The organism is Marinomonas sp. 5E14-1 (assembly GCF_039939215.1).
In the GTDB taxonomy this organism is placed as follows: domain Bacteria; phylum Pseudomonadota; class Gammaproteobacteria; order Pseudomonadales; family Marinomonadaceae; genus Marinomonas.
On the sequence record NZ_JBDXMW010000003.1, the window covers coordinates 112700 to 132201 of the forward strand.

General features: G+C 41.7%; 23 protein-coding genes. 7 read left to right on the top strand and 16 right to left on the bottom strand.

Annotated elements, in window-relative coordinates; all coding sequences use genetic code 11:
- Window position 1 precedes the first annotated feature (1 nt).
- Entirely contained in the window at window positions 2-253 is a 252-nt protein-coding gene (locus ABFY09_RS03490) for a YfhL family 4Fe-4S dicluster ferredoxin (protein ID WP_347982905.1), read from the top strand.
- Window positions 254-288: 35 nt separating this feature from the next.
- On the opposite strand, the gene trxC is transcribed toward ABFY09_RS03490, so the two are convergent.
- The 7 genes from trxC to ABFY09_RS03525 form a co-directional block, all read right to left on the bottom strand.
- Window positions 289-735, bottom strand: coding sequence for a thioredoxin TrxC (gene trxC / locus ABFY09_RS03495; protein WP_347982906.1), 447 nt, complete (start codon window positions 733-735; stop codon window positions 289-291).
- 95 nt (window positions 736-830) lie between these two features.
- The gene (locus ABFY09_RS03500) at window positions 831-1415 is read right to left on the bottom strand and encodes a DUF938 domain-containing protein (protein ID WP_347982907.1); all 585 of its coding nucleotides are present in this window, start codon (window positions 1413-1415) and stop codon (window positions 831-833) included.
- A gap of 135 nt (window positions 1416-1550) precedes the next feature.
- Window positions 1551-2186, bottom strand: coding sequence for a LysE family translocator (locus ABFY09_RS03505; RefSeq protein WP_347982908.1), 636 nt, complete (start codon window positions 2184-2186; stop codon window positions 1551-1553).
- Between the two features lie 168 nt (window positions 2187-2354).
- The gene (locus ABFY09_RS03510; RefSeq protein ID WP_347982909.1) at window positions 2355-2630 is read right to left on the bottom strand and encodes an antibiotic biosynthesis monooxygenase; all 276 of its coding nucleotides are present in this window, start codon (window positions 2628-2630) and stop codon (window positions 2355-2357) included.
- A 30-nt stretch (window positions 2631-2660) separates the two neighbouring features.
- Window positions 2661-3041, bottom strand: a complete 381-nt coding sequence (locus ABFY09_RS03515) for a VOC family protein (protein ID WP_347982910.1) — start codon at window positions 3039-3041, stop codon at window positions 2661-2663.
- Between the two features lie 123 nt (window positions 3042-3164).
- Complete coding sequence (ilvN, locus tag ABFY09_RS03520) at window positions 3165-3656, bottom strand: acetolactate synthase small subunit (protein WP_347982911.1); 492 nt, start codon at window positions 3654-3656, stop codon at window positions 3165-3167.
- A gap of 2 nt (window positions 3657-3658) precedes the next feature.
- Window positions 3659-5371 (bottom strand): acetolactate synthase 3 large subunit, encoded by a 1713-nt coding sequence (locus ABFY09_RS03525; RefSeq protein WP_347982912.1) that lies wholly within the window; start codon window positions 5369-5371, stop codon window positions 3659-3661.
- A 441-nt stretch (window positions 5372-5812) separates the two neighbouring features.
- Here ABFY09_RS03525 and ABFY09_RS03530 point away from each other — a divergent pair, with 441 nt between their 5' ends.
- The 5 genes from ABFY09_RS03530 (at window position 5813) to ABFY09_RS03550 (ending at window position 10022) form a co-directional block, all read left to right on the top strand.
- The gene (locus tag ABFY09_RS03530; protein ID WP_347982913.1) at window positions 5813-6073 is read left to right on the top strand and encodes a hypothetical protein; all 261 of its coding nucleotides are present in this window, start codon (window positions 5813-5815) and stop codon (window positions 6071-6073) included.
- Between the two features lie 9 nt (window positions 6074-6082).
- Window positions 6083-7162 (top strand): tRNA epoxyqueuosine(34) reductase QueG, encoded by a 1080-nt coding sequence (gene queG, locus ABFY09_RS03535; RefSeq protein ID WP_347982914.1) that lies wholly within the window; start codon window positions 6083-6085, stop codon window positions 7160-7162.
- A gap of 102 nt (window positions 7163-7264) precedes the next feature.
- Window positions 7265-8275 carry a GTP 3',8-cyclase MoaA gene (gene moaA, locus ABFY09_RS03540; protein ID WP_347982915.1) on the top strand — a complete coding sequence of 337 codons (1011 nt, stop codon included), beginning with the start codon at window positions 7265-7267 and terminating at the stop codon, window positions 8273-8275.
- 12 nt (window positions 8276-8287) lie between these two features.
- The gene (gene moaB, locus ABFY09_RS03545; protein WP_347982916.1) at window positions 8288-8827 is read left to right on the top strand and encodes a molybdenum cofactor biosynthesis protein B; all 540 of its coding nucleotides are present in this window, start codon (window positions 8288-8290) and stop codon (window positions 8825-8827) included.
- A gap of 1 nt (window position 8828) precedes the next feature.
- A complete protein-coding gene (locus tag ABFY09_RS03550) occupies window positions 8829-10022 on the top strand; it encodes a molybdopterin molybdotransferase MoeA (protein WP_347982917.1) in 1194 nt (397 codons plus the stop codon).
- 60 nt (window positions 10023-10082) lie between these two features.
- On the opposite strand, the gene ABFY09_RS03555 is transcribed toward ABFY09_RS03550, so the two are convergent.
- A complete protein-coding gene (locus ABFY09_RS03555; RefSeq protein WP_347982918.1) occupies window positions 10083-10997 on the bottom strand; it encodes a LysR family transcriptional regulator in 915 nt (304 codons plus the stop codon).
- An 83-nt stretch (window positions 10998-11080) separates the two neighbouring features.
- A complete protein-coding gene (serB, locus tag ABFY09_RS03560; protein ID WP_347982919.1) occupies window positions 11081-11992 on the bottom strand; it encodes a phosphoserine phosphatase SerB in 912 nt (303 codons plus the stop codon).
- A 145-nt stretch (window positions 11993-12137) separates the two neighbouring features.
- Here serB and ABFY09_RS03565 point away from each other — a divergent pair, with 145 nt between their 5' ends.
- Entirely contained in the window at window positions 12138-13589 is a 1452-nt protein-coding gene (locus ABFY09_RS03565) for an AhpA/YtjB family protein (RefSeq protein ID WP_347982920.1), read from the top strand.
- An 80-nt stretch (window positions 13590-13669) separates the two neighbouring features.
- Here the strand turns inward: ABFY09_RS03565 and rpoS are convergent, their stop codons facing one another.
- The 7 genes from rpoS to ispF are packed head-to-tail and all read right to left on the bottom strand — an operon-like array spanning window position 13670 to window position 19494.
- Window positions 13670-14668 carry an RNA polymerase sigma factor RpoS gene (gene rpoS / locus ABFY09_RS03570; protein WP_347982921.1) on the bottom strand — a complete coding sequence of 333 codons (999 nt, stop codon included), beginning with the start codon at window positions 14666-14668 and terminating at the stop codon, window positions 13670-13672.
- 31 nt (window positions 14669-14699) lie between these two features.
- A complete protein-coding gene (locus ABFY09_RS03575) occupies window positions 14700-15566 on the bottom strand; it encodes a peptidoglycan DD-metalloendopeptidase family protein (protein WP_347982922.1) in 867 nt (288 codons plus the stop codon).
- Between the two features lie 16 nt (window positions 15567-15582).
- A complete protein-coding gene (locus tag ABFY09_RS03580) occupies window positions 15583-16503 on the bottom strand; it encodes a DUF368 domain-containing protein (RefSeq protein WP_347982923.1) in 921 nt (306 codons plus the stop codon).
- Window positions 16496-17182, bottom strand: a complete 687-nt coding sequence (locus tag ABFY09_RS03585; protein WP_347982924.1) for a protein-L-isoaspartate(D-aspartate) O-methyltransferase — start codon at window positions 17180-17182, stop codon at window positions 16496-16498. The genes ABFY09_RS03580 and ABFY09_RS03585 overlap by 8 nt, the downstream gene beginning before the upstream one ends.
- Window positions 17158-17904, bottom strand: a complete 747-nt coding sequence (surE, locus tag ABFY09_RS03590) for a 5'/3'-nucleotidase SurE (protein WP_347982925.1) — start codon at window positions 17902-17904, stop codon at window positions 17158-17160. The genes ABFY09_RS03585 and surE overlap by 25 nt, the downstream gene beginning before the upstream one ends.
- Window positions 17882-18976 (bottom strand): tRNA pseudouridine(13) synthase TruD, encoded by a 1095-nt coding sequence (locus ABFY09_RS03595; protein WP_347982926.1) that lies wholly within the window; start codon window positions 18974-18976, stop codon window positions 17882-17884. The genes surE and ABFY09_RS03595 overlap by 23 nt, the downstream gene beginning before the upstream one ends.
- Window positions 18973-19494: a 2-C-methyl-D-erythritol 2,4-cyclodiphosphate synthase gene (ispF, locus tag ABFY09_RS03600; RefSeq protein WP_347982927.1), complete on the bottom strand. Its 522-nt coding sequence runs from the start codon at window positions 19492-19494 to the stop codon at window positions 18973-18975. The genes ABFY09_RS03595 and ispF overlap by 4 nt, the downstream gene beginning before the upstream one ends.
- Window positions 19495-19502 lie beyond the last annotated feature (8 nt).

Below are 19502 nucleotides of genomic sequence, written 5' to 3' on the forward strand. Positions count from 1 at the left end.
AATGGCATTATTAATCAATGATCGTTGTATCAACTGCGACATGTGCGAACCAGAATGTCCCAACGAAGCCATTACCATGGGTGCCAAGATTTACCTTATCGATCCAGATAAATGCACAGAGTGTGTTGGTCATTATGACCAACCCACCTGTGTAGCCGTCTGCCCTATCGACTGTGTGAAACCAGACCCAAACAGACGAGAAACCGAAGAAGCCCTATACGAGAAATTCGTTGAGTTACACTTTGATGTTTAATATTCGGACGAAATATTAAACGCTACACAGTACCATTAGGTAGTAGGTAAATTCTGAGCAAGCCATTGTTTGAATTGCGCTTTTGGCAACGCGCCAGACAGACGTGCTACTTCTTTCCCATGGTGAAAGATCATAAGCGTAGGAATCGAACGGATATTATAACCACCAGCAGTCGTTTGATTCTTCTCAGAGTCTAACGTCACAAAACAGGCTTGCGTGGACATTTCTCCTGCTACTTGTTCGAAAATAGGCGCAAACTGTTGACATGGCCCACACCATGAAGCCCAAAAATCCACCACCACAGGCAAAGCATTCTCTGTAATATAACGCCTGAAAATAGCGTCACTTCCCACAATAGAGCGAGTTGCGAGTACAAGGTTACCGCACTTCCCGCATAGCGGCTTATCACTCAATTTCTCTTTTGGCAGACGATTTTTTGTATGGCAACTTTGACAAATTATTTGAATGGGAGAACTTGTCATCTTAAACCTCAGATGCAAAATATTAATGAGTGATATAAAGCACCTGTTAAATTACAACAGGCAGTATCATAGGATGGTGCTCTTTAGACCTGAATTCAAGCCACTTTCCAAACCAACAACATGTTATTTGCTGGCATAGAAATGGTTTCAACAAGCACCATTTTCTCTGCCCATTCAGTTAATTCTGCAATATCACACATTCCACCGTAACCGCCTGCTTTCAAACTTTGGTCAAATTCACGATTGCCTTCACTGGTATATTCACCGTTTACATTCATTGGTCCATACTGACAAAACACGCCACCGGAAGGTAAATTCTCCCCCACTGTTTTCATCATCAACTTTGCTTGATCACGCTGCATGATGTGAGTGGTATTCGCCGTAAATATGCCATCTAAAGGAAGATCCGGCCAATCATTTTTACCAAAGTGAAATTCAAAAGGCGCTATCAGATTGCTTAAACTCGCTTCTTTAATCCATGCATTAATGCTGCCATGGTTTTCCAACATATCACTGGTATTCCAGATTAAATGAGGCAAATGTTTGGCAAAGAACACCGCATGTTGACCTGTGCCAGAGCCTATTTCGAGTACTTGCCGACAATTCTGAAAATGCACAACAAGCTGATCTAAAATAGATTGTTGGTTTCGATCACATGAAGGAGCAAAGTTTTTAGTCATAATAAAAATACCGAGAGAAGATAAGAATCACTTGGAAAATGAGCATCTGAAAAAGTTCCAACAGATACTTGAAAGAAAATAGGATGGCATTAAGCCACCCTATTTATGAGGATTATACTGAAAAAGAAAACAAGCTTAAGCTCTTGTCACTGTTGCTAAAAGTCCGCTTGCCATAACAAAAATGCTACCCATACCACGATTCAGGTTTTTCATGCCTTTTGGGCTTCGAATCAATCGACGGATTTGTTTACCACTCATGGCATACACATACGCAGCGATAAATTCCGTCACGCAAAAAGTTAATCCCATCCAAAAAAACTGCATGACAACAGGCTGATTAAGATCGAGCATTTGAGGGAAAATCGCGGTAAACAATAGAATAGCTTTTGGATTACCAATCGCCACTAAGAACTCCTGACGCATACGAGCAAAATTTCCTCGCTTCGCCTTTGTTCCTTCTTCACTTTCATGTTCTTCAAGCACAATGGCTGCACTGCGCCATGTTTTGATACCCACATAAAATAAGTAAGCAACACCACACAATTTAATCACACTGAACCAAAAAGCAGAAGCCACAATAATTGCTCCTAGCCCCAAAGCGGATACCAGCATCAAAATACTGAAGGCTAAATTTCTCCCAACAACCGCTGTCACCGCCTTTTCTGCTCCGACTTGAATGCCATTATGCATCGCCAAAAAGTTATTCGGACCAGGCCCCAACGAAAGCAACATTAATAAAGGCGCAACCGCCAACCAAACACTGAAAGTCATATTGATTTGATCTCACAAAACAGGAAGCAAAGATGGCTAGAACAACCATAAAAACAGCGCAACTTTACCGCTTAATAAAAAACCTGTCAGCTTATTTTTTTATACGATTCAAAGACGTTGAATGCGAAGATTTTCTTATCTTCAAGATTTGAAAAATTTACGACCTATTTAGCCAATAATTTCAGAATGACGCTCAACATTTTCCGTCATTTTTCCCCAATAGGAGACTTTCACTCTGTTCTGATGATGACCAAAAGCCGCTTTATTTTTGAACTCTTCATACACATCAAAACGAAGAGAACTTATCGGGCTTTCAGTAACGCGAAAATGAATGCATCCAGACTCTTCGAGAGTCAAACGCTTATAGTTAACCAGCTCTGCTTTTACTATTTCAAACTCCGACTCTGAAACGAGAACGAAGCCTTTTAGCGTTACCTTTGACATGAACCCTCTTGAATAACTCGTTTTCAAAACCTATTTAGAGGAGTGCAAACCAAACCTATTTCCTTCTGTATCAAAAGCCATAGAGATAAAACCATATTCATCAATAGACATCTTAGTTTGATTTACCTTACCGCCAGCGCCTTCCACTCTGGCTTCTTCTATAGAGCAGTCTTCACATGCAAAATAGATCAAAGTACTGTTTTGTCCAACAGGAGCGCCATCCATTTTGACCAACGCCCCTGTGGCACCATAACCTTCCATATTAGAAGGAAAAGCGAGCATCTTGATATTCTGATTATTTGGATCACCTAATACTTCTAACTCGACATTTAAAACCGACTCATAAAAGGCTTTTGCTCTCGACAAATCATCTACATAGATTTCGAACCAAGCCACTGGATTCTTCTTCATAATGCGCCCCAACTGTTTTAATGGTTCATTTATTCTAGAAGGCTTTTCTGTCTTCCGACAAAAATGGACACAAAAAAGGCCGCTCAATGAGCGGCCTTTCATTATCATCTCTGGTAAAAGTGATTACAGAGACAAGATTTTTTCACCACGAGCAATTCCTGAAACACCGGTACGAACTACTTCAAGTAAGTGTGTTCCACCAAGTGCTTGTAGGAAGCCGTCTAGTTTGTCGGATTCACCAACGATCTGAACAGTGTAGATAGATGGTGTCATGTCAACAATGTTGCCACGAAAGATGTCTACTGTACGTTTAATCTCAGCACGTTGTGCACCTGTAGCGCGGACTTTAACGAGCATCATTTCACGTTCAATATGTGCGCCTTCGGTCAGGTCTACCAGCTTCACAACGTCAATAAGTTTATTCAATTGCTTAGTGATTTGCTCCACAACTTGATCTGAACCAAACGTTGTCAAAGTCAGACGAGACAAAGTTGGGTCATCTGTTGCTGCTACGTTCAAAGATTCAATGTTAAAGTTTCGTTGAGAAAACAAACCAACAACGCGCGACAAAGCACCAGGCTCGTTTTCCATTAGTACAGAAATAATATGTCGCATAATTAGGTTCGCTCCGTTTTGCTCAAGAACATATCGCGCATTGCACCTCGTGGTACTTGCATTGGATATACATGCTCGTCTGGATCTACATAACAATTAATGAAGACAAGCTGGTCTTCCATTGCAAACGCTTCTTCCATTTTTGCATCTAACTCGTCTTTTCCACGGATCTCTACGTACTTATGACGATAAGCGTCCATCAATACTTTGAAGTCAGGTAATGATTCCATATAAGAATTTGAGTAACGACCCTCATAGTTCATGTCTTGCCATTGGCGAACCATGCCTAAGTAACCATTGTTCAAACATAGAATTTTCACCGGCAAACCGTATTGCAAGCAAGTCGACAGTTCTTGAATGTTCATTTGGATACTGCCTTCACCTGTGACACAAACAACGGTTTCTTTAGGGAAACTCATTTTTACGCCCATAGCCGCAGGAAGACCAAAGCCCATTGTTCCTAAGCCGCCGGAATTGATCCAACGATTTGGCTTGTCGAATTTGTAATATTGCGCTGTAAACATCTGATGCTGACCTACATCAGAAGCCACATAAGCATCACCGTTTGTTGCTCTCCAACAAGCCTCGATAGCCGCTTGTGGTTTGATTTTTTCACTCTCGGTATCGTAACGACCGCCATGAACAGCCCGCCACTCTTCAATTTGTTTCCACCAAGTAGCTAGAGTTTCTTCATTAAGACTTTTACCTGATACCAACGACAGCATTTCTTCTAACACTTGCGTAACTGGTCCAACAATTGGCACATCCGCACGAATCGTTTTAGAAATGGCAGCAGGATCAATATCAATGTGAATGATTTTCGCACCCGGACAGAACTGATCTGGATCATTTGTTACACGGTCATCAAAGCGTGCGCCAACAGCAAGGATCACATCGCTGTGATGCATAGTCATGTTGGCTTCATAACTGCCATGCATACCAAGCATACCGACAAATTGACGGTCTGTTGCAGGGTAGCAACCCAACCCCATTAAGGTATTAGTCACAGGAACATTTAATGATTTTGCAAGATTCACTAATAATTCAGATGCACCGCCCATAATTACGCCGCCACCGGCATAAACAATTGGACGTTTGGCTGCTAGCAGAAGCTCCATGGCTTTTTTGATTTGCCCACTATGACCTTTTGTTGGCGGTACATAAGAACGCAAAGCAACCGTTTCTGGATAAGTGTATTCGTATTTTTCATTTGGCATACACATGTCTTTTGGCACATCAATAACAACAGGACCAGGGCGACCACTCGTTGCGATGTAATAAGCTTTTTTCATGATACTAGGAATTTCAGAAGGATGCTTCACAGTAAAGCTGTGTTTCACGATAGGACGTGACACGCCAACCATGTCTGTTTCTTGGAAAGCATCTTCGCCGATCAGGTAACTCATAACCTGACCACAAATAATTACCATGGGAATGGAATCCATATACGCCGTCGCAATACCAGTTACAGTATTCGTCGCACCAGGACCGGAAGTTACCAGTACGGTTCCTGCCTTACCTGTTGCACGGGCATAACCATCTGCCATGTGAGTTGCCGCTTGTTCATGTCGAACTAAAACATGTTTCACATCTGACTGACGATGCAGGGCATCATAAATGTGTAATGCGGCACCACCTGGATAACCATAAATGTATTCTACTCCCTCATCTTTGAGAAAGCGGGCGATCATTTCACCACCGGATAATAACTCCACCTTGTTACCCTCTATAGTATTTATCTGTCTTATATTTTATGAGTGCGCGTATTGTAACCGCATACGATAGACAGATTAAAGTTGATAGAACGAAGTTTGCTGAACTAACTGAGGTAACTTGTAAAAAAAGCACGCTCAAAATGCAAGAAATCGCAGTTTTTACACTGTCCGCGTGTTTTCGCGAGGGAAAGTAAAAAATAACCGCATTAGGCAATTTTCTACTTGTGTGTTTCAGAATCATTCTGATTGAAATGAGCTAGTGGCTCAAAAAGACTTATCGACGGGGTGTTGTCGATTTTATTAACGGCCAATTTTCCCTGTATCCTGATAACTTGTCAACCGAATGTACGCAAAATAACAATCCATAAAAGCACGATAAAAACTTGCTCTAGGCTAGACTTCATGGTGTCATAATCAAATATTTTATTGAGGAGTTTTATCATGGCGAATGAGCTAAACCAACAACGCATTATTGACGAGTTCTTACGCTGTTTTCGTAAACTACTTATGGATCCTCAACTGGCAGGTGAATTGGTTCGTATTGCCAAAGAAAACATCAATGAGCCAGATGCTTACCAAAAAATTGCTGAGGAAGTCTCTAACCAAACGACCCTGAAAATTCAGGAAAACCATACGGAAGCAGATCGTATGTTCATCAAGCTTCTTATGGATGTCGTCAAAGGAGACGCGTTACTTTACTAAGGCATTCCCTTGTTACCTTCATCTTTTTCCAGCCCCAATGACCTAAAAACTCTCGTCGACGACATAAAAACGTGGGCGCAAGAGTTAGGTTTTGCCGAAGCACGCATTGTAGAACCTGAGTTAAGCCAATATAAAGACGACTATAAAAAGTGGCTTGCTCAGGATTATCACGCTGGCATGGATTATCTTGCCAACCATGGCGATATGCGTTTTCACCCTGAACAACTTCACCCCGGCACGCGCCGTGTTATCTCTTTGCGCATGCACTATTTGCCACAGTCTGTAGAAACGGTTGAACGCTTAAAAACCAAGAACAAAGCTTATGTGGCACGCTATGCATTGGGCCGTGATTATCACAAATTAATTCGTAAACGCTTAACTCAATTAGCCAAGAAAATTGAACAAACGGTTGGTGAACATGGTTATCGTGCTTTTGTCGACAGCGCACCCATTCTAGAAAGACAAATTGCTGAACAAGCGGGTATGGGATGGATTGGTAAAAATACTTTATTACTCACTCCAAAAGCCGGTAGCTGGTTTTTATTAGGCGAAGTGTTCACAAACTTACCACTTCCAGTCGATCCACCGACTCAGACTCGCCATTGTGGAAGCTGTACCGCTTGCTTAACTCAGTGCCCTACCGACGCCTTTGTTGAACCTTGGGTTTTAGATGCGGGCAAATGCATTTCTTATTTAACAATTGAACATTCCGGCCCAATTCCAGAAGAATTAAGAAGTAAAATGGGGAATCGTATTTTTGGTTGTGACGATTGTCAGTTGGTTTGCCCTTGGACAAAATTCGCCAAATACACAGGAGAAGATGACTTTCAGCCAAGACACAATTTGGATTCAGCGGATCTTGTTACTTTATTTAGGTGGGACGAAGCAACTTTCCTAAAAAATACAGAAGGCTCACCTATTCGACGCACAGGTTATGAAAACTGGCAACGCAATATCGCCGTTGCTTTAGGCAATGCGCCTACCAGTGAGCTAACGATTAGTACATTACAAAACGCTCTTTCCACCTCATCTGAGCTGGTAAAAGAGCATGTTATTTGGGCACTTCAGCAACATCAAAGCTCGCTTTAATCTTTTGAAATAACGACAAAAAATAACGCCTATATCCTTCTACATCTTTGCTTAATCAGCCGTTTTTTGCTTTGATAGAAGCTTATATTGTGAGGTATTTTTTTGATAACGGACGCCCTTATCGATCCCTTTGGTCGAAAAATCGATTACTTACGCATTTCGGTCACCGATAAATGTGATTTTCGCTGCACCTACTGCATGGACGAAGACGTGACTTTCCTCTCAAAAGAGCAAGTTTTGTCTTTGGAAGAAATCGTACATGTAGCAAAAACTTTTATTCGTATGGGAACCAAACACATTCGAATTACTGGCGGCGAACCTTTAGTTCGAAAGAATGTACTTTGGGCGTTAGAGCAAATTGCCAATACTGAAGGTTTAGAGGAACTAACCATCACAACCAATGGCTCTCAGCTTTATAAAATGGCACAGAGTCTTTACGACATTGGCGTTTCACGTATCAACATTAGTTTGGATACCTTAAAAGCAGACCGCTTTTTCACCTTAACCAGAAAAGCCAAATTCCAACAAGTTATTAAGGGAATAGAAGCTGCGAGCAAACTCCCTTTCAAACGGTTAAAAATCAACAGCGTCATGATGAAGAATCATAACGATGATGAGCTGTATGATCTCACCAAATTTGCACTAGATCACAACATGGACATCAGTTTCATTGAAGAAATGCCTCTTGGTGTTATTACTGACCACAATCGTGCTGAAACCTATTTATCCAGCGATGATGTTATCGACGCATTAAGCAAGCATTACACATTAACGCCAAGCAATATCAAAACAGGTGGTCCTACTCGCTACTATCACGTTGCTGGATCAAGCCATAAAGTCGGTGTAATTTCACCTCACAGTCATAACTTCTGCGATACCTGTAATCGAGTTCGGCTCACTGTCGAAGGCCGTTTATTACTTTGCTTAGGCAACGAACACTCAAAAGATCTAAAAAGCGTCATTCGCAGCAGCATGCAAAATGACGCATTAGACAGTTCAAAAGAATTAGAGAGCGCCATTATTGAAGCATTGGCACTCAAACCCCAACAACATCATTTCAACCTAAATGAAGCCCCTCAAATATTGCGTTTTATGAGCGCAACAGGAGGCTAAAGAAGGAATCTCATGGCTAAGACACCCACTCCATTTCGTCCATTAAACATCAGCGTGTTAACCGTATCTGACACTCGAACTATTGCCGAAGACACGTCCGGCAATGCACTTATTGAATTACTCACAGAAGCTGGCCACACACTTGCAGAAAGAAAGCTGGTAAAAGACGACGTTTATCAAATGCGTGCGGTTGTTTCCAATTGGATTGCAGATAAAGGCGTTCACGCTGTCTTGATCACTGGCGGCACTGGTTTTTATTCACGAGACAGCACACCGGAAGCCATGACGCCATTATTCGATAAAACCATCGAAGGTTTCGGAGAGTTATTCAGACACATTTCTTATGGCGAAATCGGCACCTCCACGATTCAATCTCGCGCAGTGGCCGGACTAGCAAATCAAACACTTGTTTTTTGTTTACCCGGCTCTACAGGCGCCTGTAAAACAGCTTGGAATGGCATTTTAAAAGAGCAACTTGATGCTTCTCACAGACCTTGTAACTTTGTCAGTATGCTAATCGGGCCTTATGAGTCCGCTCAACACGGGGCTTAATATGTCGACTTTACTCGCCTTCGAAGAAGCACTTAAAGCCATCGAAGACAGCGCAAGCCTGCGTGTTTCAGATGAAGTGATTACTTTGCCTAATGCAACAGGCAGAATCCTCGCTAAAGATATTGTCGCCCATATTTTTGTGCCGCCTTATGACAACAGCGCAATGGATGGCTATTCATTGGCGGCTAAAGACTGGCAAGTAGGCAAAAGCTTTGTGATTAGCCAGCGAATTCCTGCAGGGCAACACCCAACACCTCTTGAGGCAGGTACATGTGCACGTATTTTTACTGGTGCAAGCATTCCTGAAGGTGCGGATACTGTTGTCATGCAAGAAGAGACTCAAACAGTTAACGGTAAAGTTATTTTTAACCAGCAACCGCCGAGCCAAGATAATATTCGTCCAAAAGGCCAAGACATCAAAGCAGGACAAACAGTCGCTAAAGCAGGTCAGAAATTAACGCCGATGCATATTGGCTTGCTTTCCAGTTTAGGTATTACGGAAGTCAGCGTATATAAACCGCTGCGTGTGGGCATACTCACGACCGGAGACGAGCTTATTCCTGCTGGAGAAAACTTAGCACCAGGGCAAATTTTTAACTCGAATGGGCCAATGTTAAACGCTTTGGTCACTCAAGCTGGCCACCTAGTTTCTCAATGCCTTCATGCTGCCGATACACCAGAAGACACAGAAGCAACACTTAAAACCTTAATGGCTTCGTCTGATGTGATTCTATCTTCAGGAGGTGTTTCCGTTGGTGAAGAAGATCATGTAAAAACGGTGCTTGAAAAGCTGGGCACAGTGCATCTATGGAAAATAGCGATTAAACCGGGCAAACCTTTGGTTCATGCTTCGCTTGATGGTATTCCCTTTATTGGTTTACCTGGCAACCCTAGTTCAACACTTGTGACTTTCCACTGGTTTGCAAGGGTGCTACTTTCTGTCTGTTCTGGGCAAGTTGCTAACCGTCCTCAACCTTATTTGGTTGATGCAGGCTTCAACCGTACAAAAATCATCCAGCGAGATGAATTCATACGTGTTGCTATAGGCGATGATGGCTTAGCTTATGCTCATCCACAACAAAGTTCTGGTGCTTTGCTGGCGGCTTGTGAAAGCATAGGCTATCTGCATATTAAAGCCAACACGCCGATTGAATACGGGTGTTCATACTCATTTTATCCCTTCAATGGTTTTTAATTCATCATGCAAACCGAACCAAACGCCTATCAAGTGAAACTCACTAGGCGTTTGTATCACTCAAACATCTATAAAGGCTTGTCTTAATAATCCTCTAAACCAGATATGAGCGGCATCATTTTGAAAACGCTCATGCCAAATCATCGAATAGTCAAATTTTCGTGTTGCGAATGGCAATTCATAGAGAGTCATTTCAGAAGTGCCTTCCACCATATCTTCTGCAAATAGTCGCGGCACAGTGAGCAATAAGTCACTGCCCATTACCATTCTTGCAGCAGGAACAAAGTTGGGTAGATGAACGGCTACATTTCGCTTGTGGCCCATTTTATCCAACTCTCTGTCCACCGCAAAAGACTCTCGACGACCCAATACAACTTGCACATGATTCGCTTCTAAGTAGTTATCCATGGTCAATTCCCCTTGTATAGCAGGATGCCCTTTACGAGCTAAACAAACCATTTTGTCACTTTGCAAACGCATGGCACGGATGCCAGCTGGCGGCTCTTTTGAGAGCACCGAAACAGCAAGGTCAATGTTTATTTGATCCAAATCCATTACCATCTCTTCATTCCAAGACTTCACATCTAGGATCGCGTCTGGTGCTTGTTGGCGGAATTGATCAAGAATTTTAGGTAGCACCGTTAAGGTACCAAAATCTGTGGTTGATAAAACGAATCGTCTCTGGCTGGTATGCGACACAAACTCGCTAGGTTGAATTAGGCTTTCTAAGCCTTTTAGCATTTCTTTTAAAAGCGGCGCTAAAGTTTGTGTTTTAACCGTGGCAGATAAACCGTGGGATGTTCTTGTGAATAAAGGATCGTCAAATACTTCTCTTAAACGGGACAAAGAACGACTCACCGCAGGCTGAGACACCTTAAGCCGAGTCGCTGCTTTTGTCACATTGAGCTCTTCAGTTAATACTTGAAAAACATACAACAAATTCAAATCAATATCAGATAGCTTTATCTCCGACACAGTATCACCTCAACTCATATTGTTATCATTATAACTAAGAATCATAACAAGCTTTTCAAGGTGACACTAACAGAAGCAAAGGTTTAGGCTAATACAGCTCGAATCTCTTCAGATGTCATGCCTAATAAGTACAAAATGCCATCCAAACCAAGATTATTCATTGGGCACGGCGCTTGTTTACGAACCAAAGGTTTCGCGTGCAAAGCAACACCTAACGCAGCATGATTCAACATTAAAAGATCGTTCGCGCCATCACCACAGGCAATGGTTTGGTCCCAGCTCACTTTTTGCTGCTCAACAATATTCGTCAAGAGCAACTTTTTACGCTCGCCATCAACAATTGGCCCCAAGTGCTTACCCGTTAGGGCATTATCTTGAATTTCTAATACGTTAGCGTGCACTTCTGACATGCTATATTCCGCCTGAACTCGATCGGCAAAATAGGTAAAACCACCCGATAAAATAGCAGTATGCCAGCCATAGTAATTCAATACCTTCATCAAAGACGAAATACCATCCATGTGTTGAATTCTCTTGTAAACACCGTCCATCACATCACTACTTAAACCCTTTAAAAGCGCAAGACGCTGGACAAAGCTTTCTACGAAATCAATTTCACCACGCATTGCACTTGCTGTTACTGTTGCTATTTGCTCACCAATGCCAGCATCCACAGCCAATTCATCCATCACTTCAGCTTTAATTAAGGTGGAATCCATATCAAATACCGCAACACCCGCTTTGCGTATATCTAAAAATATGGATTGGAAAATATGATCTACACCCGTTTCATCAGACAAAGCCAACAGTTCAGCTTGCAGAATCGCCTTGTCTGCAACAGAGCCTTGTAACGCGATTTGAATTACTGAGATAAGGTCTTGATCGTCAGTTAATACTTTTGGCGCTCCCGCCAATCCACGCTTACCTAACCATGCGCTAAATTGTTCTAGATATTCAGGGTTCAAAGAACCAATAAGTGTGATACTGGCAGACATAAGCGCTCCTAATTCAATAAGACGCCTACTATAACAAATCGTTTTCTTTTCGCTAAGCACCTGTTCTACTTTAAAGAATTCAGAAAATAGCCGTTATGATGTGTATACTTTAAACATTGTTCTATGAGTTGCCTAAAGGAAGTGAATGGACACCCAACCTAAAACCAGAGTAATTGCTGCATTAATTCATAAAAAACTGAGCGCCACCATTGTTAATGTTGCCGCATTTGTTTCTCTTATGATTCTGACAGTGTGTATTTTTTGGTACACCATGACTCACGCTCTAGGTAATTATTTATCTCAGCAAACTGAGGTCTTAGGTAGTAGTTTAGCCACTCAGGCGGCTTTCAACGCGACACAATCCATCCTGACGAATGACCTATTAAGCTTAAATGTGCTGCTAAATCGATTAGTCGTCGACGACAATATCCTTAGCGCTCGTGTTTATAACAAAAAAGATGAACTCCTTGCAGAAGCCAACAGCGGTTCGGCATCCAGCTTATCTGAGCAAGATCTCCGTCCAAATGAGCAACGCAGAGTGTACAGCTCCAGCATCAAATTCAGAGATGAGATTGTTGGGCACGTTTTAATTACTTTGGATAAAACCCCAGCACAAGCGACACTACAACATCTCAACAACCTATTAATTGGTGTGGCTATTTTCACCAGCGCCATTGCCCTATTATTCGTCACCCTATTAACTCGATGGCTATTTGCTCCGGTTAATCATGCAAAAGAAGCTCTAAACTCCTATCAGCGGGGAGAAAACACATACCCTCTTCCATCGCCAATTTATATAGAAGCAAGAGAATTGTGCGAAACCATTCATCAAGTTCAACAAATGAAGCACTCTAAAAAATCACTTGAGAAAGCCGCTAAAACCAATACAACAGAACAAGACAGTAACCCAAAAACTGAGTCTGTAGTGGAAGCCGAGAAAAAGGCACAATTTGAAATCAACTTCGACGCTATATTTGAAGAATCAAAACAACGCAGCTGCTTGCTTTATTTTAATATTATCAATATTGAAGAATGGCACGAAAATATGACGCCATTACAGGTCGCTAATCTATTAACGCCAATCTACCGTGCAATTTTTCAAGCAAGTGAGGCTTATCAAGGTCAGGTTCATCAATATGAAAATGACTCGGCCATCATACTTTTCAGCGCCATCAACAGTGAAGATAACCTCTACACAAACGCGGTAAGCTCAGCACAGCTCTTCTTAGAGCTCATCGGAAAGTTACTGGAAAACGAATTGTATTCAGACACACCAAAGCTGAATTTCCACCTAGGTCTTCATCAAGGCAACCCACATATCACAACCATGGTAAAAGAAAATGTTTTTGAACCTGAGAAGATTGAAACACTATTGAAGAGTGTTCGTCAGCTTAGCCAATCAGAAAGCATGAACAAGCTTGTTGTCAGTGATGATATTTTCACCTTGTCCTACATTCAAAACAGAGTGTTTACCGGGCTTCCTGAAATCATAGAAGTGGATGACAGCGAAGTATTGGCGTATGAAGTGAAAGGCATGTCAGATAAATACAAAAAACAGATTCAAGCCCATGTAGAAAAAATAACCCATGTAGAGTAAGTTTTAAAATAAAAAACCACATGATGAAAGACTCTAAAAGAATATTCCATCATGTGGTTTTTCGGTTTTAGCTTAGAAAATTAATGATCTAAGCTAATCACATCATCTAAAGAAAGACCTTCTTTATCCATTATTGAACGAAGTTTTCGTAGGGCTTCCACTTGAATTTGACGAACTCGTTCACGAGTTAAACCTATTTCAACACCCACATTTTCAAGTGTGCTTGCTTCATGACCACGTAAGCCAAAGCGACGAGTAATCACATCTCTTTGTTTTTCACTCAACTCATCCAACCAATGTTCGACGCCTTGTAATACATCACCGATTTGTCGTTCCGCTTCAGGGGTTTGCTGATGCTCATCAGCCAAAACATCTACAAGACTCTTATCATTGTTTTCTCCACCAAATGAAGAATCAATAGAACTAACACGCTCATTAAGACGTAACATCTTCTGAACGTCCTCAACAGGACAATCAAGCATAGCCGCAATTTCTTCTGGGCTTGGTTCATGGTCAAGCTTCTGGGTTAGCTCACGAGCTGCTCTTAGGTAGACATTGAGTTCTTTTACCACATGAATAGGCAATCGAATGGTTCTGGTTTGATTCATGATGGCGCGTTCAATGGTTTGACGAATCCACCAAGTAGCATAAGTTGAGAAGCGAAAGCCACGCTCAGGATCAAACTTTTCAACACCTCGAATCAGCCCTAAGTTACCTTCTTCAATAAGATCTAATAACGACAGGCCTCGATTAAGGTAACGACGAGAAATCTTTACAACAAGACGTAGATTACTTTCGATCATACGCTTACGGGCTTTCTCATCCCCTTTTAACGCAAGACGAGCATAGTAAACTTCTTCCTCAGCGGTTAACAGAGGCGAAAAGCCAATCTCGCTCAGATACATCTGAGTCACATCTAAATTTCGTCCGCTATCTGTCTCTGCATATCGAGAGTTAACAGCTGACTCAAATTCTTCATCAATGGCATTTTCATCATAATTATCAACAGACGTATTAAAATCAAAATCTGCTGAACCAATTACTTTTTGAGTTTCCTTTTCTACATTTGCCAATTTCATGTCCCCTCCTTAATTCGCTTACACCGCTTAATTATTTTTTGGGTAAAACACTTACTGGATCTATTGGCTGTCCATCTCGACGCACTTCAAAATGAAGCAAAGGTCGATCCTCACCTTTACCACCAATCACTGCCAAAGAATCACCAGCCTTAATATTCTGTTTTTCCTTAACCAGAATTCTTTCGTTGTAGGCGTATGCACTCAAATAAATATCGTTGTGTTTAACAATGACTAAGTTCCCATATCCTATTAAACCACTGCCAGCATAAACAACCGTACCACTGGCTGCGGCTTTTACCAAAGCTCCCTTTTCTGCTTTGATGTCTATACCTTTACTACTAACACCGGCATTTGAAAACCCTCTTATTACAGACCCATCGACAGGCCACGACCAATCACCTACAGGTTTGTCATCTTTTGTATCTGTAATTGGCTCTCTGACCACGGCTTTAGGTGTACCTGTTGTTGCCGTTTTCGACGGTGTTTTTTTCACTTCTGTAGGAGTTGATGTCCTTGTTTTTGCAGTGCTATTTGATACTTCAGCAATAGCACTCTTAGCACCTGAAAGTTTAATTTTTTGATTAGGGTAAATTACATATGGAGCGTCAATTCGGTTGAATCGCGCCAGTTCTCGATAATCCAAACCGTAGCGGAAAGCTATAGAAAACAAGGTATCCCCGCCTTGCACTCGGTGATATCCAGAAGAAGGAACGGAAGCAACTCGTGCATTATTTGAGGAGTAAGATGCGTTATTTTTATCTGAATAGTGCAGTACTTCATAAGAGCACCCCGTTAATAAAAAGCATAACAAAACCAGCTGATAAAAAATATTTATCCGCTTTATTTCGCCACATTTTTTAAAAGAAACACCTAAGATATTTTTTACCTCAATTATCATTTTCGGTTAAATATTTCTATTTGTCCGAGTTTCGTAAAAATATGTAAGAAATAAGAATCACGCTCAAAAAGCCTACCAAAACAAACAGCACCGGATACGCAAAACTTGTCAAAAAATGAAAATTTGGAACATCCCAAGGTAATACTAAACAATCTTTAAGTGGTATTTTTTTACCAGAAAAAAGCCCCCACTCCGTCACTACTTTCCACGGCCACACCTTTACCAGCGCCCCAAGCATAACACCAGTAAGAGCAGCCAAAGTCATGAACCGCACCCTATTCAGCAAATAATTCAATATTTTAGAGAAGCTTAGCAAGCCAATTAATGCTCCTGCAGAGAAGACACTGATAACAAGTAAGTCAAAACTCTTAATAGCAGACAAAATAAAACCATACATACCCATTATTAACAGTAAAAAGCTCCCTGAAATACCAGGTAAAATCATTGCGCAAATCGCCACCATTCCTGAGAAAAACACCATTGAGAGCGATGTATCAAATTGCGTCGGAACTAATAAGGAAAGACTCATACCAACGCCAGCACCTAGCATCATTATTAAAAAGTGCCGCCAGTTAAACTCCTGTATTTGATTGATAAGTAACTTTGCAGAAGCCAAAATAAGACCAAAGAAAAAACTCCATAAATAACTTGGATAAACATCTAATAAATAGGTTACGAGCCCGGCCAATATAAAAACACTGGTTAAAATCCCACTTCCAAGTAACACTAAAAAAATGCCATCAAAATACAACCAAAGCGCTTTAAAATCTGCCTTTAAAAGCAGTTTTACACTGTCTTTATTCACTCTACTTAACGCTGAAATTAAACGATCATAAACACCTAAAATAAAAGCAATCGTACCACCGGATACACCAGGTACAACATCGGCAGCTCCCATAAGCAAGCCACTCAGATAAATTTTTAGCCCTTTAGGCATGTTCCGTTCCTTCTAGTAAAGGCACAAAGTGTGCTGACTCTGTACCTAGGCATTTCCAACGATCACCTTCTTTTCTCCAACAACCTATTTGTGGCGTTGGGTGATCAATTGGCATAATTAAAATACCTTTTTGTTTTAAGCAATTAGTTAACGGGAGCGGTATTTTACTTGCCATTGCAGTAATAATAACGGCATCCATTTCAACTTTATTAGGCCAACCTGCCTGTCCATCACCAAATAAATATTCGACATTGTTCACTCCCATCAAAGAGAGTCGTCCTTTGGCTTGTTCGTGAAGACGTTTCTGACGCTCAACCGTATGCACTTTATTGAAAAAATGAGCCAGAATGCGAGTCTGGTAACCAGAGCCTGTCCCCACTTCTAATACGCGACCAAGGCGCGCATAAGACAATAACCATTCAGTCATTCTCGCCACAGTGAGTGGTTGGCTGATGGTTTGGTTGCGCCCAATTGGCAAAGAGGTTGCAGAATAAGCAAGATGAGAAAAAGCAGGTTCGACAAATTCATGTCTAGGAATGGCTTCCATTAAAGACAACAAGGCTTCATGAGAAATCCCTTCATCCTTAAGTTGCTGAACCATTTTAGAAGCCCTAGGTTCGGTATGTGTAATTAATCCATTAAGATCATGTTGGCTCATAACGCTAATGTGTCTGTCCATTTTTTAAGAGGTGATTGTGCATCATAGCAAGTCATATCCGTATGAATTGGAGTAATCGAAACATAACCATTTTCGACAGCCCAAAAGTCTGTGCCATCAGAGCTATCATGAGGCTCAGATAACGCACCAATCCAAAAACTAGGCAAACCTCTAGGATGTTGTGCCGAAATCGGTGCTTGAGCTTGATGACGATAACCAAGACGAGTTACCTGCAAGCCTTTCAGTTCTTCGTAAGGAAGATCCGGGACATTGATGTTCAGCAAAATGCCCGCTGGCAATACAAGAGTATGTGAATCGTCTAGTAACTGAAGAATCACCTTCGCAGCCGTATCGAAGTGTTGATTCCCCACTAAAGAAACCGCCAACGCAGGACGCCCAAGATGACGCGCCTCCATTGCCGCCGCAACTGTCCCTGAATAAATAACATCATCTCCTAAATTAGGCCCATGATTGATACCCGACACAACAAGGTCGACATGACCATCAATCATGCCAGACAAAGCTAAGTTCACACAGTCCGTTGGCGTTCCATCAACTCGATAGCTGTGCTCTGCCACTTCTACTGGCTGTAAAGGTCGCGTTAGCGTTAATGAATTACTCGCACCACTACGGTTGCGATCTGGTGCTACGGTTAAAACTTCATATTGCTGCTCTAGATTTTTTACTAATGTTTGTATGCCAAGAGCATCAATACCATCATCATTCGCGATCAATATTCTCATGGTGTTTCTCTATCGACTTATCGGTAAAATCTATCATTTCGCGCAATATACTAGTCGCAAAACAGCCTTTAGGTAACGAAAACTCCACGATCAATTGTGTATTTTCTTCTGTTTCTTTAAGCAGTTCCCAAGCCATATTCATGGGCACAAGGCGAGCCAAGCGGCTATCTCTTGAAAGATCAAAACCCAACAGAGCCTCAGCTAAATCCCAATTATCAGCTAAAGAGTCTTTAATGGCTTTCTCTCGTTGAGGGCCCGTTCCTGCTTCCCAGCCTTCACTGATTAATGGCAGAACAGGGCTAATTTCCCCTCGCATCACACTTAGGTAAATTAGCGCACTTAAATCTTTCGCGCGGAACTGCTCATCTTTACGCTGAAATTGCGCGATATCGCCATCACATAAACGAGACCACATACCATTTTCAACTTGATCACTTAACGCTTGGTTAAAGCACCAAGAACGTATGGCGGATAACCAAAACGATTCAGTCTTGGAAAGTTTCCGACGACTTTGTCGCCCCTTTAATACAAAGCTCTTACCGTTAACTAAATTATTACCGCTAATACCAAAACGCTGAGGGCCGTAATAATTAGGGACACCACCTTCTTTTATTAGATGTAAACGGCTTTCAAGATCATTCAAGTCGCCAGCGATGCCGCGTAAGCGAATCACAAAACGGTTTGACGTATGCGCTCCTGTACGAAGTTTTTTGGAATGCCTAAGCTGTGCAATAACACGCACATTTTCCGGTTCTCTAAAGGCTTCTTGAATACTGGAAAGATCAGGTTCTTCATTCAATACATGCAAGCAGAACCATTGACGCGTACAAGCATGACGATCTTTCACGCCACTGTAAGTCACTTTATTGGCTGCAATGCCAGCAACCTGAGCTAGTCGTTTGGCAAGGAAGTCTGTATTAACACCTTCTTTTTCGACGAAAACAAAGCAGAATTCACCTTTTCCATCTGGCTCGAAACCTAATTGCTCTTCTACATAAAAATCCTGAACATGTGCCTTCAGGTCACCTGTCGCAATAGGTTTAGACCAAGCATATCGCCATTCAGTGTTCATACTTTACCTTGACTAGAATGCTCTAGATTAAATTGAGCTTGTTGGAAAATGAGCGCAACCGCTTCAACTGCGATGCCTTCTTTGCGCCCTGTAAAACCAAGCTTTTCTGTTGTGGTTGCTTTGACATTAACAACACCAATATCTATCGCTAAATCTTCCGCAATATTAGCTCGCATCGCATCAATATGAAGACGCATTTTAGGAGCTTCAGCAATAATAGTAATGTCTACATTACCAACTAAAAAGCCTAATGCCATCACTTCCTGATAAGCACATTTTAATAATACACGGCTGTCTGCTCCAGCAAACTCAGCATCAGTATCAGGAAAAAGTTTACCTATATCACCCAAAGCCGCAGCACCAAGCAAAGCATCGGTTAGCGCATGCAAAGCCACATCGCCATCTGAATGAGCAACCAAACCTTGCGAATAAGGAATCGAAACACCACCTAAAACGATATGGTCACCTTCACCAAATTTGTGAACATCAAAACCATGACCAATTCGAAATGGCATCATAATAACAA